Annotated in this window: 13 protein-coding genes; 5 read left to right on the top strand and 8 right to left on the bottom strand. The window is 71.4% G+C overall.

Going from position 1 to position 15544, the window contains the following annotated elements; genetic code table 11:
- Positions 1-20 precede the first annotated feature (20 nt).
- From VJN29_RS12000 to VJN29_RS11975, 6 genes are all read right to left on the bottom strand, one after another.
- The gene (locus VJN29_RS12000) at positions 21-422 is read right to left on the bottom strand and encodes a DUF3040 domain-containing protein (RefSeq protein ID WP_324143865.1); all 402 of its coding nucleotides are present in this window, start codon (positions 420-422) and stop codon (positions 21-23) included.
- A 73-nt stretch (positions 423-495) separates the two neighbouring features.
- A complete protein-coding gene (gene dinB, locus VJN29_RS11995; RefSeq protein WP_324143864.1) occupies positions 496-1770 on the bottom strand; it encodes a DNA polymerase IV in 1275 nt (424 codons plus the stop codon).
- Between the two features lie 45 nt (positions 1771-1815).
- On the bottom strand, positions 1816-2580 hold the full coding sequence (locus VJN29_RS11990; RefSeq protein WP_324143863.1) for a class I SAM-dependent methyltransferase: 765 nt from the start codon (positions 2578-2580) through the stop codon (positions 1816-1818).
- 42 nt (positions 2581-2622) lie between these two features.
- Positions 2623-6729 (bottom strand): DNA polymerase III subunit alpha, encoded by a 4107-nt coding sequence (locus tag VJN29_RS11985; protein ID WP_324143862.1) that lies wholly within the window; start codon positions 6727-6729, stop codon positions 2623-2625.
- Positions 6726-7184 carry an SAV_6107 family HEPN domain-containing protein gene (locus tag VJN29_RS11980; RefSeq protein ID WP_324143861.1) on the bottom strand — a complete coding sequence of 153 codons (459 nt, stop codon included), beginning with the start codon at positions 7182-7184 and terminating at the stop codon, positions 6726-6728. The genes VJN29_RS11985 and VJN29_RS11980 overlap by 4 nt, the downstream gene beginning before the upstream one ends.
- Positions 7185-7209: 25 nt before the next feature.
- A complete protein-coding gene (locus VJN29_RS11975; protein ID WP_324143860.1) occupies positions 7210-7533 on the bottom strand; it encodes a DUF6504 family protein in 324 nt (107 codons plus the stop codon).
- A gap of 251 nt (positions 7534-7784) precedes the next feature.
- On the opposite strand from VJN29_RS11975, the gene VJN29_RS11970 reads away from it, so the two are divergent.
- Entirely contained in the window at positions 7785-8369 is a 585-nt protein-coding gene (locus VJN29_RS11970) for a YbaK/EbsC family protein (protein ID WP_414654348.1), read from the top strand.
- A 240-nt stretch (positions 8370-8609) separates the two neighbouring features.
- On the opposite strand, the gene metF is transcribed toward VJN29_RS11970, so the two are convergent.
- Positions 8610-9518, bottom strand: coding sequence for a methylenetetrahydrofolate reductase [NAD(P)H] (metF, locus tag VJN29_RS11965; RefSeq protein ID WP_324143859.1), 909 nt, complete (start codon positions 9516-9518; stop codon positions 8610-8612).
- 121 nt (positions 9519-9639) lie between these two features.
- Here metF and VJN29_RS11960 point away from each other — a divergent pair, with 121 nt between their 5' ends.
- A complete protein-coding gene (locus VJN29_RS11960; RefSeq protein ID WP_324143858.1) occupies positions 9640-10734 on the top strand; it encodes a polyprenyl synthetase family protein in 1095 nt (364 codons plus the stop codon).
- A gap of 169 nt (positions 10735-10903) precedes the next feature.
- On the opposite strand, the gene VJN29_RS11955 is transcribed toward VJN29_RS11960, so the two are convergent.
- The gene (locus VJN29_RS11955) at positions 10904-11287 is read right to left on the bottom strand and encodes an Rv2175c family DNA-binding protein (RefSeq protein ID WP_324143944.1); all 384 of its coding nucleotides are present in this window, start codon (positions 11285-11287) and stop codon (positions 10904-10906) included.
- A gap of 246 nt (positions 11288-11533) precedes the next feature.
- Between VJN29_RS11955 and VJN29_RS11950 the strand changes: the two genes are divergently transcribed.
- The 3 genes from VJN29_RS11950 to VJN29_RS11940 all read left to right on the top strand — a co-directional run bounded on the left by VJN29_RS11950 (position 11534) and on the right by VJN29_RS11940 (position 15475).
- Positions 11534-12490, top strand: a complete 957-nt coding sequence (locus VJN29_RS11950; protein WP_324143857.1) for a lytic transglycosylase — start codon at positions 11534-11536, stop codon at positions 12488-12490.
- A gap of 65 nt (positions 12491-12555) precedes the next feature.
- Positions 12556-14568, top strand: coding sequence for a Stk1 family PASTA domain-containing Ser/Thr kinase (gene pknB, locus VJN29_RS11945; RefSeq protein ID WP_324143856.1), 2013 nt, complete (start codon positions 12556-12558; stop codon positions 14566-14568).
- Positions 14569-14575: 7 nt separating this feature from the next.
- Positions 14576-15475: a DMT family transporter gene (locus VJN29_RS11940; RefSeq protein ID WP_324143854.1), complete on the top strand. Its 900-nt coding sequence runs from the start codon at positions 14576-14578 to the stop codon at positions 15473-15475.
- Positions 15476-15544: the final 69 nt, after the last annotated feature.

Genomic DNA, 15544 nt, shown 5'->3' with positions numbered 1-15544 from the left:
GGCTCAGCCCCGAGGGTGGACTACCACTGGTCGTTGCGTCGCTTGTCCCAGCGTTCCTCGAGCCGATCCATGAAGGTGCCGGACTTGCCGCTCGAGGCACGTCCCTTGGCGCCCTTGCGGGGGGTGGCAACCCCGTCCGCACCGACCGAGCCGAGCGCCGGCTTGGCCGGAGTGATGGCCCAGACGATGCCGGCAACCATGGCTGCGAACCCGACCGCACCGAGCCAGATGCTCGAGCTCATCGCCGCGAAGACGATCAGGGCCAGGCCGACGATTCCCGCGGCGACGCCGACGACGATTCGTCCTCGACCCAGTCCCCGCGACTTCGTCTTCTCGATCCGCGATGCGAATCGCGGGTCCTCGGCGTAGAGGGCCTCCTCCATCTGGTGGAGGAGTGCCTCCTCGTGATCCGAGAGTGCCACCTGGCACCTCCCTGTCCTGCGGTGTTGTCGACTCGCCCCGGATACGACCGTCGGTCGTAGCGGGTTCTCTCCTTCAGGATAGGTCCCGCGGCGCGTCCTGTGAACTGGTAGCCCCGTACCCGGCCTGCTGATCCGGTATCAGGCTCGCTGGTCGCACGGCCCCAGCGCCGAAACGCGCACTGGCACGGTCCACGGCCCGATCGGCCTCGCGCCACCCGTGCTCCGGCTCGTCCAATGCTGCTTGGATCGGTGCGGCCGTGGCCGGGATGAGGCCCTCGAGCCTGACGCCGACGAGCCGGATGCGGGCTCGCTGCAGGCCGAGCCGATCGAACAGCTCCCGGGCTGTGGCGAAGATCTCCCGAGAGACGTCCGTGTGATGGCGCAGGGTCTTGGACCTGGTGATGGTCGTGAAGTCGGAGAACCGGACCTTGATGGAGATGGTCCGACCGGCCATCCCCGCCGACCTGGCCCGCGCAGCGGTGCGGTCCGAGAGGCGGAGCAGCTCACGGTGGATCCGGACGGGGTCGTCGATGTCGTGCGCGAACGTCTCGTCCGCCCCGATCGACTTCTCGCGACGCTCGGGGACAACGCCCCGCGGGTCCCGCCCCCAGGCCAGGTCGTGCAGATTGCGCCCGGCGACATCGCCGAGGGCACGCTGGAGGGTCTCGAGCGGGGTGTGCGCCAGATCCGCCACCGTCCGCAACCCGAGGCGGTGCAGGTGCTCCTCCGTCTTGTCGCCAACACCCCAGATGGCGCCGACGGGCAGCTGGTGGAGGAACGAGACGGTCTCGTCTCGCGGGACCACGATGAGCCCGTCCGGCTTGGCGAGCGCCGAGGCGAGCTTGGCGACGAACTTCGTCGAGGCGACGCCGACGGAGCACGTGATCCCCTGCTCGTCGGCGATCGTGTCCCGCAGCTGCTCGGCGATCCGGGTCGGTGGGCCGAGCCGGCGTACGGCTCCGGACACGTCGAGGAAGGCCTCGTCGAGGGACAGCGGCTCGACGTGCTCCGTGATGGCGGCGAAGGTGGCCATGACCGCATCGGAGATGGCTGCATAGCGCCGGTGGTCCGGCGGGATGACGACCGCCTGGGGGCACAGCCGACGGGCCCGGGCCATGGGCATGGCCGAGGTGACCCCGAAGGCGCGCGCCTCGTAGGTTGCGGAGAGCACGACCGATCGGCCGCCGGCACCGCCGATGATGACCGGTTTGCCGCGCAGGTCAGGTCGGGAGATGAGGGATGCGGACGCGTAGAAGGCATCCATGTCGACGTGGAGGATCGTGCAGCCGGTGTCGTCAGGCGGCCCCTCCTCGGTGCGCGAGGGTGCGGTGAACTGGCGCCGGCTCATCCGCCCTCCACCCCCTGACCCGCCGGCTCGAGGGCCGGTGCGAGGTCAGTCGCGGCGGGCGACGAGGTGCAGCCCATTTCCGAGCGTGCGCAGGAACTCACGTCCGGGCCCGGCCACGAGGAGCTCGTCGAGCTCGGCCAGTGCAGCCCGGTCGGCGTCGGAGTCCACGAGGGATGCGGGGACGAGATGCCCCAGGATGTTGGTCCCCCGGACCTGGGCCACGGTGAGACCGGCGCCGGTGAGCAGCCCCTCGACCAGGTCGAGGTCGAAGCGCCTCGGTAACGGGTCGGTGCGGCCCCATCGCCCGTCAGCATCGGTGAGCGCGGCCCGTGCCTGGGCGAACTCGCCGGCGATCGCCTTGGCGAAGACGACCGCGAGCCGACCCGCGACGAGGAGCGAGAGGGTGCCACCGGGGCGCAGCGCGTCGGAGATGGCGCGCAGTGTGGCGGCGGGGTCGTCGACGAACTCGAGGACGCCGTGGCAGCAGACGAGGTCGAACCGGTGCTCTGCGAGCACGCCGGCGAGTGAGTCGCCGTCACCTTGGATCGAGGTGAGGTTGTCGTGGACCCCGGCCTCCCGGGCCCGCCGCGCGAGGGCCGCGAGCGCGTCCGGGCTCGGATCGACGACGGTGACGCGGTGGCCGTCCTCGGCAAGGGGGACGGCGACGCCTCCGGTGCCGCCACCGAGGTCGAGCACGTCGAGCTGGCGGCCGATGATGCGAGCCTCCTCGTCCGCGTGGGCCCGCACCGAGGAGACCACGGCGGACGGACGGACCCCGGCGCGGCGCTGCGGATGCTGCTCGTCTGGCACGACGTCCTCCGGGTCTGGCGGCAGGTTTCTGGCACGTTCACCCTAGTGCCCTGCGCTTCCCGGACTCGCGTGCCACAGCTTGCGCGGCGGCCCTTTCGGCACGTCCGAGGGCACGAGTCCCGATGCGCTCGCGACGCTCCGGGAGTCTCGGACGTCGTCCCCGGCGGGGCGGATGTCGGCGTAGGGGGACTGTTTGAAACCGGAGGCGTGGACGAGCACGCGGCGCCCGGCGGGTGTCTCGCCGACCCCGAGGGGACGGGCAGAGCCGCCGGCATCCTGGTCGACGTCCTGGCTGGTGAGCGCCCCCGCTCGTTCCCGGGCGACGCGGTCAGCCGCCTCGATGGCGTCACGTACGGCGACGATCCCCCCTGCGGTCCAGGCCTCCTGCAGGGCGCTCAGCTCCCAGGCGCCGGTTGCCCGGATCGACAGGCCCTTGGGCCCGGTGCGCCGCACGATGCCCCGGCACAGGAGCAGCCAGGAGTGGAAGACCGTCGAGGCGTAGGGCCCCTGCACGTCCTCGAAGAAGGTGAGGTCAACCGGACCGGTCGCGTCGTCGAGGGTGAGGAAGACGACGCGGTGGCCGGAGCGGATCGGCGGGGTCTGCGTCGCGACCTTGACTCCCGCGACCCAGACCTCGCGGCCGCTCCGACCGGACAGCAACCCGTCCGCTCGGGTCACCCCCAGCGCATCGAGCATCGGGACGTAGAAGTCGACGATGTGGCCGCTGGCATCGAGGCCGAGCACCTCGAGCTCCGCGCGCACCCGCTCCGGGCCGGTCATCTCCGGCAGGCCGCTCGTTGCGGTGAGCCGGGGCGTGTCCCCGAGGTCGAGCGCCAGCTGGACCGGCACGTGGGACGGCACCGCGGCCGGCCCCTGGGACTGCGCCGCGGCGAGCGCCCGGATGTCGCCTGACTCGGACACCGAGGTGACCCGTCCTCGATGCGATCCGTGCGATCCTCCGTGCGGCCCTGCGTCGGACCCTGCGTCGGACCCTGCGTGGGACCCTGGGTGCGACATGGTACGGACGCCTTGCACGGTGGGACTGCGGCGCGCCACGGCACGGGTCGCGCCTCTCGTCGACCGGCGCTGGGACGCGGACCAGCGGTCGAGCTCGGCGACGTGCAGGAGCAGGTCCCGCCGGGTGACCCGACCGCGACGCCCCAGCCCACTGCGGAACCCGGCCACCCCACGCCGGCCCGATCCGCTCGTGCTGGTCCGGCCCATGATCGGTCCGCCCGTGACGATGTCGTGGATCGAGTCGAAGGCACCGGCCAGGACGAGACGCTCCGCCACCGGCCGGGACACGTGCGCGCGTTGCCAGAAGTCGGAGAGGCTGGCGTAGGGCTGGCCGGCGACGATGTTGGTGACCTCGAGCTCGGTGATGCCGTGCACGTCGGCCAGCGCGAGGCGGATCGCCTCATCGCCGTCCTCCGTGCGCTCGAAGCGGTACTCCCCCGTCGAGACGTTGACGTCGAGCCCGAGGATCGTGATGCCGAAGGCTCGGGCGTCGTCGAGGATGAGCCGCTTGGGGTACATGCCCGGGTCATGGGTGAGGACCCCGGCGAGGAAGGCGGCCGGATGGTGGGTCTTGAGCCACGCAGACTGGTAGGTCGGCAGGGCGAAGGCGGCGGCGTGCGCCTTGCAGAAGCCGAAGGACGCGAAGGCCTTGAGGACATCCCAGATCCGGTCGACGTCAGCCGGGTCGTAGCCCCGGGCCAGGGCCGCAGGTCGCCACCACTTCTCGACCTCGTCCTGTCCCGCCGGTGACCCCAGTGCGCGACGGACCTCGTCAGCCTCGGCGAGGGTCACCCCGGTCGTCTCGGCGACGAGCTCCAGGACCTGTTCGTGGAAGACGACGACCCCTTCCGTCTCCTGGAGCGCGGGCACGAGCGTCGGGTGCAGGTAGGAGGGCTCCTTCCAGCCCTGCCTCGCGTTGAGGAAGGGGATGATCATGTCGCTCTTGACCGGCCCGGGCCGGAAGAGGGAGATGTCGATGATGATGTCCTCGAAGGTCTGCGGCCCGAACTTGCCGATGAGCTCACGCTGGCCCGGGCTCTCGATCTGGAAGCACCCGAGGGTCCGGGTCGACCGGATCAGCTCGAAGGTCGGCTCGTCGTCGAAGGGCACCTGGGTCTCGTCGTCGAGGTCGATCCCTGCGCCGTCGACTCGCTCCACCTCCGCCACCGCGTGGGCCATGGCGGACTGCATCCGGATGCCGAGCACGTCGAGCTTGAGCAGACCCATCGCCTCGACGTCATCCTTGTCGAACTGGCTCATCGGGAAGCCGAGCCAGCTCGCCTCGACCGGGGTCCGATCGAGCAGCCCCGAGTCGGACAGGATGACCCCGCACGGGTGCAGGGCGATGTGTCGCGGCAGGCCGTCCAACCGCTCGACGATGTCGTACATCAGCTGGAGCCGCGGCACGTCCAGCCCGCTGGCGCGCAGCTCGGGCAGCTCGGCGAGCGCGTTGCGGACGTTGCGGGCGGCGATGTGCGGGAACGCCTTCGCCATCGCGTCGATCTCCTGTGGCGGCAGGCCGAGGGCCGCACCGGCGTCACGGATCGCGTGGCGCACGCGATAGGTGTCCATCATCGACACGCAGGTGACCCGTTCGCCGCCGAAGTGACCGAGGATCCGCTCGTAGATCTCGGTGCGTCGCGCGGACTCGACGTCGATGTCGATGTCGGGCAGCTCGGCCCGCAGCGGTGAGCAGAAGCGCTCCATGAGCAGGCCATGGCGCATCGGGTCGACCCCGGAGATGCCCAGCAGGTAGTTGACCACTGAACCGGCCCCCGATCCGCGTGCGGCGACCCGGACCCCCATCTCCCGGATGAGGTCGCAGACCTGCGCCACCGTGAGGAAGTACGTCGCATAGCCGAGTGTCTCGATGACCTGCAGCTCGTCCTCGAGCCGCTCGCTGACTGCGGCGAGCTGCGCGCCCGTGTGGTCGGGATAGCAGGTCGCGATCGACTCGCGGCACCGCCGTGCGAGGACGGCCTGGGGACTGATGCCCGCGCGGATGCCGAGCACCTCGGGCTCGGGCAGGTGGACCGAGCCGATCCCGAGGTCGGCACGGGGGTCCTGGATGCACGCGGTTGCGATCGTCGTCGTCCGTGCGATGAGCTCGGCAGCCCGCTGCCGGGCCAGCGCACCGCCGCCGACGAGGCCCGGGCCCGAGACCTGGACGACGTCCCGCGCGAGCGCGTGCATGACGGGGGTCGGCGAGAGGTGCCCCGCCGTCGTCACCCGGTCGAGGTGGCGCGCGTCAAGGGCGACCAGGCGGCGTGCCGCGTCGAGGACGTCGACGATGGCGGCATCCTGGGGATCGGCGTGCCGGACTGCTGCGGTGATCACCGTCGGCACTCCGAGCTCCGCGGCCAGCGCGAACATCCGACCGGCCTGTCCGAGGCTGCCGGGCAGGTGCTCGGGACCACCGTGGCAGACGATCTCGACGACGAGCCCATCCCTTGGCAGCAGCTCGCGCCACCGCTCGAGAGTGGCCCGGGCGAGGGACTGCTTCCGGGCGAGCACCGCACGGCCGACGTCCGAGTCCGGGCCGAGGAGCACGACGAGCCGCGACGGCTCGGCATCTCGGGTGGCCCCGGTGTCCGCAGCCGTTCCTGCGCGCATCGGGCCGGCAGCGTCGGGAGCGTCGGCAACGTCGGCAGCTCGGGAGTGCTCGGCGAGCAGGCGTGCGGTGACCACCGGGTTGCCGCGCTCCCCGCTCAGGTGGGTGTCCGTGACGAGGCGGCAGAGCGCGGCCCATCCCGCGCCCGGGGACAGGCCGGTGCGGCTCCCCCGCGCGAGGACGGTCACCCGGGGCAGACGTGGGTCGACGAGGGCACCACCTCGCACCGGGGTTCGCCCTCGTGTGGCGCCGCGAGCTGCTCCGCCCTGCGCTCCTGGATAGCGACGCGGCTCGATCGGGTCCGGGCCGAGCGCGAGGTCGACCCCGAGGATCGGGGCGACTCCCCGCTCCATGCAGGCCGTGACGAACTTGACCGCGCCGTAGAGCCCGTCGCGGTCGGTGAGGGCAAGCGCGGGCTGGCCGAAGGCGACGGCCCGCTCGACGAGCTGCTCCGGCTTGGCCGTGCCGTATCGCATCGAGTAGCCCGACGCGACATGCAGGTGGACGAAGCTGTCGGTCATCGGACCGGTGGCGCCCCGCGGAGCGGCGTGGTCAGCTCGGGCAGTGGCACGGTGATCGGGACCCCGAGGATGCCCTGGACGATCTCGAGGAACATCTCCGCCTGACGGAGCAGGTCATCCGCCTCGCGGGCCGGGATCCACCCACCCCGGTCGATGATCGACCGGTGGGCGGAGCAGGCGGCGAAGAAGGCCGCCCACTCGGCCAGCTCGGGGGCGATCCCGGGCAGGACCTGCCAGACGCTCCGTGGCCGGGATCGCGGAGAGGGAGTGGTACGTGCCGCAACGAGAGCGGCCGCAGCACGCAGCGCCCCGAGATGGGCATCGCGGTAGCGCTCTGAGGCATCCGCGGTGCGACACGCCTCCTCGAGAGTGGTCCGGGCCCGGCGGAGGAGGTCGAGCACCGCGGTGGGCACCGGCGGCCGGGGGAACGCGGTCGCGCTGGATGCGATGGTCATCGTGGAGCTCCTTGCGTCGGTGTCATCAGTCGGCGACCCGGACGAGCGACCACCGGTCACCCCGGGCCGACTCGTCGTGAGCCAGGTCGTAGACCCCGGGCGCGAACGACCAGCCCGGGCTCGCCTCGACGCGCCAGATCCGGTGCTCGCTCGCCGCTGCGGCGATCGAGCTGCCCGGCACGACGTCTTCCTCCTCGGCGTCGAGCGCGTCCCGCCACCAGGCGCGTCGCTCGCGCCACTGCGAGAGGACGCCCCGCACGACGTAGAGTCGGCCGCGCCAGATGAAGGCCTCCGGACGCTCCGGCTCCCCGACGCGGACCTCGACTGGATCACTGAACCTGCGCACCACGACACGTCTCCTTTCGGGACACACGTCGAGGCGGGAGAACACGACCCGGGACGATCCGCCGCTCCACCGCGGACGGCCCGAACACCCTGCCGACGACTTGACCTGCTTCCACTTCACTTCTCGAACATGTGTTCGATGAATCCCAGCCTAGCCCGAGCCACCGACAGCCTGTCAAGCCACCTCGAGACCCTCTGTCAGGCCCGAGCGGGTACCTCCAATCGATCAAGCGGCGTCTCGGTACCGTGGCACCCGTGACCGACGCGCCCCCCACCGCCAACAGCACCGCCAACAGCACCGCCAACAGCACCGACGACACCGAAGCCGGCACGGGCCGACCGGCCCTGCTCGACCACCCCTCGGTGGCCCGGGTGCGAGCGGCGCTCTCATCAGCCGGAGTGACCGGCGAGGTCGTCGTTCTCGACGATGCCGCACGCACCGCCGCCCAGGCCGCTGCCGCTCTCGGTACGTCCGTGGCGGCGATCGCCAACTCGCTCGTCTTCGTCGCGACGACGACGGATGCCACCCGGATCCCTCTCCTCGTCCTCGCATCGGGAGGACACCGCGTGGACACCGACCACGTGGCCGAGGTGGCCGGTTACGCCAGCATCGGCAAGGCTGATGCTGAGTTCGTCCGCGCCACAACGGGGTTCGCCATCGGCGGCGTCGCTCCGGTCGGCCATGCCTCCGCGGTGACGACGCTCGTCGACGCCTCGCTGGCGGATCACGAAACCGTCTGGGCCGCAGCCGGGCACCCCCACACCGTCTTCCCGACGACGCACGACGACCTCGTCCGGATCACCGGTGGTCGCTCCGTCACCGTGCGCCCACCTGCCTGAGGGCCCAGCCACCCCCAGCAGGGATTCGGCGCGCGCGCGACCGAGCTCAGCGGCATACTGCATCAATCGGACAAACTGAGTACCCGTGCTCACGCCACCCCGACGTGGGTCCCGGCACAGTGGCAGCGCGGGCTCGGTCCGCGAACGGAGGGTTGCAGGGGTGCTGTCCGCTCGTGGATCGGGCCCTTTGGCGTATGCCGCTGGGCTCGCTCCCCACGTGCCCTTCCCTCTCGGGCCGGCTCAGAGGTTGCCGAACACCTCGAGCGTCGCGGACGACCGGTTCATGGTGATGAAGTGGATCCCGGGCGCGCCCTCGTCGAGCAGGTGGCGTGCGGACTCGGTGGCGATGGCCAGCCCCTCCTCGCGCACTGCCTCGGCGTCGTCACCATGCCGCTCGAGGCGGTCCGTCACGGCCCTCGGCATCGGCTGCCCCGCCAGCTCGGCCATCCGAACCACCTGTCGGGCGTTGGTGATCGGCATGAGCCCCGGGATGACCGGCAGCCGCGAGCCGCGTCGGGCGAGCTCGTCGCGCAGGCGCAGGTAGTTGTCCACGTCGAAGACCATCTGGGTGATCGCGAACTCGGCGCCCTGCTGCTCCTTGCGGATCAGGGTCGCGACGTCGTCCTCGAGGGTGCGCGACTCCGGATGCCCGTCCGGGAAGGCTGCGACACCGACGGTGAAGTCGCCGAACCCCTTGACGATGCGGACCAGCTCGTCCGCGTGGTTGAGGCCCTGGGGGTGTGCCACCCAGGGCTGGCCGAGTCCGCCCTGCGGGTCACCACGGAGGGCGAGGATGTTGCGGACCCCCGCCGCCGCATAGGTGCCGACGACCTGGCGCAGCTCGGTCACCGAGTGCCCCACGCAGGTCAGGTGCGCCATCGGGGTCAGGGACGTCTCCTGGAGCACCCGCTCGGTGAGACGGACCGTGCGGTCCCGGGTGCTGCCGCCCGCGCCGTACGTGATCGAGACGAAGCTCGGCGACACCTTCTCCAGGCGACGGATCGCCTCCCAGAGCTGCTCTGCCGCAGCGTCGTCCTTGGGTGGGAAGAACTCGAAGCTGAAGGTCGGCGTCGGAGCCTCGATCATCGCGACGAGGGACCGCGTGAAGCGTTCTGCGCGAGTCATCGAGGACGCGGTGCCGTGTGCCATGCCGCCACGATAGATCCGGCCGGCTCCCCGCGTGGCCCTGTGCCACGGATCGGTCACCCCCGCGGTTAGGCTGACGGCGACGCGCGGGACCTCCCGCGCGCCGACTGACGGAGGAGCCTGCGTGACCAGCCCAACCGACCTCGACGCCCTGCGCCGGCGGGTCCAGGAGGCGATCGACGCGCACATCGCCGCCGCCATTCTCGCCCTGTCCGAGGTCGGCGACGAGATCACCCCGCTGGTGGACGCCGTCTCGCGCCTGCTGACCGGAGGCAAGGGACTGCGCGCCGGCTTCCTCTACTGGGGTTACCGGGCGGCGGGCGGGGACGACTCCGATGCCCTGGTCCGGCTCGCAGCGAGCATGGAGTTCTTCCAGGGAGCGGCGCTGCTGCACGACGACGTGATGGATCGCAGCGACATGCGGCGCGGGATGCCCTCGGCGCACCGGGCGGTTGCGGCTCTCCACCGCTCGCGCGGCTGGGCCGGCGACGGTGCACGGTTCGGCGAGGGCGCGGCCATCCTCGCCGGCGACCTCTGTCTCACCTGGTGCGACGAGCTGTACTCGACGTGCGGCCTGCCCGCCGAGGAGCTGGCCAGGGGGCGGGGGACGTTCGACCTGATGCGCACGCAGCTGATGGGCGGTCAGTTCCTCGACCTGCTCGAGTCGGCGCGGGGCTGGGACGGGCTCGACCTGCCGGTGCGGATCGCCTCGGCACGCAATGTGATCCGCTACAAGAGCGCCAAGTACACCATCGAGCATCCGCTGCTCATCGGCGCTCGCGTCGGCGGCGCTCCGGCGTCGGCGCTCGGCCACCTGTCCGACTATGGCCTCGCGCTCGGTGAGGCGTTCCAGCTGCGCGACGACCTGCTCGGTGTCTTCGGGGACCCGGAGGCGACCGGCAAGCCCGCAGGGGACGACCTGCGCGAGGGCAAGCGCACCGTCCTCGTCGCCATTGCGCTCGACCTGGCCGGTGACGCGGACCGGGCGGCGATCGAGGCACTCCTCGGCCGCGAGGACCTCGATGATGCTGGCATCGCCTGTGTCCGTGGCATCTTCACGGACAGCGGCGCTGTCGACCGGGTCGAGGAGATGATCTCGATGCGCGCCGGTGAGGCTCGCGCCGCGCTGCGGGAGCTGGGCCGGGTGGGCGGCCTGGACGCCGGGGCCGTGGCCGTGCTGGCTGACCTCGTAGGGGTGAGCACCGCTCGACACGCCTGAGGGCTCCTCGGCTGGGCGGCGAGCCGAGCGCTCGGCCGTGTCCCAGGAGGCGCATGGCCCGGCGCCAGTCCGGCACCGTCGTGGCAGCCGCCCGCGAGCGCGTTGCCCAATCGAGTGAACAGCTTTCGGGCCGAAAGCTGTTCACTCGATTGGGCCGGGGGATTCTGGGTCAGAAGGCGAGCTCCTGGGCACGGCGCCTGATCTCCGTCTTGTGCCCGGCCCGGAGCGCGTCGATGGGCGCGCCCTCGACGGGCAGCGTCGGGTCTGGCGTGAACAGCCACGCGATGATCTCGTCATCGTTCATCCCGCCGTCCGCGAGCACCGTGAACGTGCCCTTGAGCTCCGGTCTGGGGCCGGACTCCATGAGGAACTTGGACGGGATCCCAACGACGTGACGCTCCCCCACGCGCGAGGAGAGCACCTCACGGTCGGCAAGGAACTGACGGATCCGGGACAGGGGCACGGCCAGGCGTTCGGCCGCATCGGGAACCGTGAGCCACTCGCCCACAAGCTCCTCGAGATCGAGCGGCTCCTCGGCCCGGTCGGCGGTGATGTCGTTCGGAGTCTGCGATGTGTGGCTCTGCTCGGTCACGAGCCCGAGTCTGCCACCAGCGAACCGGCGCGGGCACCACGTCGTTCGCCCCCGGGTGGGACTCGGGTGCGTCTCAGGCTCCCACCTCGAATTACATTCATGTGACTCCACTTGAGATCTCAACCAATGCGCTACTGTCACATCTGTCACATCCGAACCACCAGTAACAGCCTCGTCTTCGCCAGCCGCATCAGTTCCCAGGACGCCATGCTCCCAGCCGACGCCGCCCAGCTCACACCGCCAGCCCACGTGCTCTTCACCGAGCAGCGTGCGCGCACCTGGCGCGCCGTCGTCGTACGGCCGGGCGACACACTGTGGGACCTGGCATCGGCCAACGGCACGACGCCGGCAGCCCTCGTGGCGAAGAACCGGCTTCCCAGCGGGGGCGCGGTGATCCACCCGGGCCAGCGGCTCCTCGTGCCCGGGGCCAAGGCCCCGGCCGGCGGTACGACGTCCTCGCCACCCGCACGCAGAGCGAACCGCGCCGCGAGCGGCCGGGTGCACGTGGTCCGGGCGGGCGACACCATGACCGGGATCGCGGCACGGTACGGCGTCAGCCTCACGAAGCTGCTGGCGGCGAACCGGCTGACCACCCCGGGATGGATCCACCCCGGCCAGCGCATCTCCGTGCCCGGCGCTCCGCCCCCTCGGACGCCCAAGCCGACGACAAAACCGGCACCGACGAGCGAGAACACCTTCGCCGGCTACACCTACTCCGACGCGACCGTCCGAGCCGCCCGCAAGAACCGCGAGGCCCTTGCCAAGGCGCAGGTCCCGAGCCGGACCGAGCTGGCGGCAATGATTCGCCGGACCGCTCTGCGGCACGGGGTCGACCCGACGCTCGCCCTCGCCATCGGGTGGCAGGAGTCGGGCTGGAACCAACGGGCCGTCTCCGTGGCCAACGCCATCGGCGCGATGCAGGTCATCCCGTCGTCCGGTGACTGGGCCTCGCAGCTCGCCGGCCGTCGGCTTGACCTGCTTGACGCCCAGGACAACGTCACGGCCGGCGTCCTCATCCTGCGCGCTCTCCAGTCCAGCGCCGAGTCCGAGGAGGAGGCCGTCGGGGGTTACTACCAGGGCCTGCGGTCGGTCCGGACCAAGGGGATGTTCGCCGACACCAAGAAGTACGTCGCCGCGGTGCAGGCACACATGAAGTGGTTGTGACCTCCCCCGTCCCGGACCGCGCCCACCTCCCGAGGTTCACCGTCCGCTGCCCGTAAACTTCGTGCGTGACGTCCAGCGTGGCGGACGCACTCGTCGGCAGAGTGATCGACGGGCGCTACCGCATCCTCTCGCACCTCGCAGACGGTGGCATGGCCTCCGTCTACGTGGCGATGGATGGACGCCTCGACCGTGAGGTTGCCCTCAAGATCATGCGCCCCGCACTGGCGAACGACTCCCTCTCCGTCGAGCGCTTCCGCAGCGAGGCCCGGGCGGCCGCGCGTCTCAGCCATCCCAACGTCGTCGCCGTCTACGACCAGGGTGAGGACAACGGTGACGTGTTCCTCGCGATGGAGCTCGTGCACGGCAAGACGCTGCGCGAGGTGATCCACGAGGAGGCCCCCCTCACCGCCCGCGAGGCGCTCGCCATCCTCGAGCCGGTCCTCGCGGCACTGCGGGCAGCCCACACGGCGGGAATCATCCACCGGGACGTCAAGCCCGAGAACGTCATCGTCCGCACGGACGGCGAGATCAAGGTCGCAGACTTCGGCCTGGCCCGCGCCATCACCACCCAGACGGCCACGAGCCAGACCGGCGTCCTGCTCGGCACGGCCTCCTACCTCTCGCCAGAGCAGGTCCAGGGCGGTCCCGCCGACCAGCGCAGCGACATCTACGCGGCGGGTCTGGTCCTCTTCGAGATGCTGACCGGGCGCAAGGCGGTCACCGGTGACACCCCGATCCAGATCGCCTACCGACACGTCCACCAAGGTGTTCCCCGACCGTCCTCCATCGTCTCCGCGGTCCCCGCCGACCTCGACGCCCTCGTCGCGAGAGCCACCGTGCAGAACCCGGACGACCGTTTCCCGTCCGCGGCCGAGTTCCTCGGCACGATGCGACTGGTCCGCCGCGGGCTGACGGAGGGCGAGCTCGACCGGGTCCCCATCACCGCGCCGCTGTTCATCGACGGCACGACGGCCGACGGCCGCGATGCTGCTCGTGGCCACTCAGGCCTGAGCGACGCCGCCAGCCGGCCCGTGGGTGCGCCGACGTGGCAGGCCCCCGTCGGGCAGAACGACCAACCGCACCTCTGGCCGGGTGGCCGCCAGACGCCGCCGGTCCTCGAGACGACCGCAGCGCTGCCACTCCCGCCGGACGACGGTCGCGCCGGGGACACGCGCGGCTCGCGCCTGGCGCGAAGCCACCGGCGCCGGCCTTGGCCGTGGGTGGTCGCCGCCGTGCTCCTCGCGGTCGTCGGCACCGGAGGTTGGTGGTACACGGCCGGGCCCGGCGGGACGACGGTCGTGCCCACGGCCGTCAGCCAGACCGTCGACGACGCGGCGACGGCACTGGACATCGCCTCCCTCCGGTTCGAGTCGAGTGAGGCCTTCTCCGAGACCGTCCCCAGGGGAGCGGTCATCTCGATGCAGCCCGCTGCCGGCACCGCGGTGTCCAAGCAGTCCCTCGTCCTTCTCGTCGTCTCCAAGGGACCCGAGCGCTACGACGTGCCCAAGCTCGTCGGTGCCAAGGCCTCGGGGCTCCGTGACGTCCTCGCGCCGCTGACGCTGCGGAGCACGTCCACCGAGGACTGGAGCGAGACCGTCCCGAAGGGCATCGTCATCTCACAGAAGCCCGCTCCGGGGACCGCCGTCAAGCGCGGCACCGTCGTCGCGGTCGTCGTGTCCCAGGGCCGTCGGCCCATCCAGGTGCCCGACGTGCGCCAGCTCCAGATCGACGCAGCCATGGCCAAGCTCACGGAGGCGGGCCTCTCACCGGTCCGCGCCGAGGACGTCAACCACGACACGATCCCAGCCGGCCACGTGGTCTCGCAGGAGCCGGAGAGCGGCACGCTCTTCCGCGGCGGCCAGGTCACGGTCGTCGCCTCCAAGGGCCCCGTCATGGTCCAGGTGCCCGACCTGCTCGGCAAGCCCGTCCAGGAGGCGGAGGCGGCACTGGGTGCACTTGGCTTCAAGGTCGAGGTCCAGCGACCGCTCGGCACCTTCTTCGAGCTGGTCCGCAACCAGAGCGTGCCCGGCGGCCAACCGGCGCCGCAGGGCAGCACGATCATCCTCACCGTGGTCTGACGCCGCCGTGCAGCACGCCGCGCGGTCGCGCCTCGCCACGATCCTGCTCGTCGCCCTCACCGCAGTGTGGGGCTCGACGTTCTTCCTCATCAAGGACCTCGTCGAGCACGTGCCACCGGTCGACTTTCTCGCGGTGCGGTTCACCATCGCGGCGGTCATCATGGTCATCCTCTTCTGGCGGCCGCTCCGGGCGCTGCGCAGGCGCCAGGTGTGGATCGGCACCTGGCTCGGGGCGCTCTACGGCCTCGCCCAGATCTTCCAGACCCAGGGCCTGGCCACCACGCCCGCCTCGGTGTCCGGGTTCATCACCGGCACCTACGTCGTCCTGACCCCGCTCATCACCGCCGTCCTCCTGCGCGAGCGAGTGCCCGGCACGACGTGGGCCGCCGTCGGCCTCGCGACCGCCGGGCTCGCCCTGCTGTCCCTGCGCGGTCTGTCGGTCGGCGTCGGCGAGGCCATCACCCTGCTCGCGGCCGCCCTGTACGCGCTCCACATCGTCGGGCTCGGGCGCCACAGCTCGCACCACATCGCCAGCGGCCTGTCCGTCGTCCAGATGGTCGTCATCGCCGTCATCTGCGCGATCGGGGCCCTCCCCGGGGGCGTCGTGCTCCCCGCGACACCGGCTGACTGGGCCGCGGTGCTCTACATGGTGGTCTTCGCGAGCATCCTCGCCCTCTGGGTGCAGACCTGGGCGCAGGCGCACATGCCCGCAACGCGGGCCGCGATCGTCATGACGATGGAGCCGGTCTTCGCCACCTTCTTCGCCGTCTGGCTCGGCGGGGAGTCGCTGACGTCGCGGATGGTTCTCGGGGGCGCCCTCGTGCTCGCGGCCATGGTCGCGGTCGAGGTGCTCGCGCGCCGGCGTCCGGGTGAGCTACCGGCCGAGACGCTCCACCACGAGGTCTGAGACCGGGCCACCGCGGAAGATCAGGTATGCCGCTGAGCCGGCTCAGCGGCATACGGCCCAGTCCCAGCC

The organism is Intrasporangium sp. (genome assembly GCF_035280925.1).
Classification (GTDB): Bacteria; Actinomycetota; Actinomycetes; order Actinomycetales; family Dermatophilaceae; genus Intrasporangium.
Note: the sequence above shows the minus strand (reverse complement) of the source record. Positions and strands in the feature narration are given on the sequence as shown.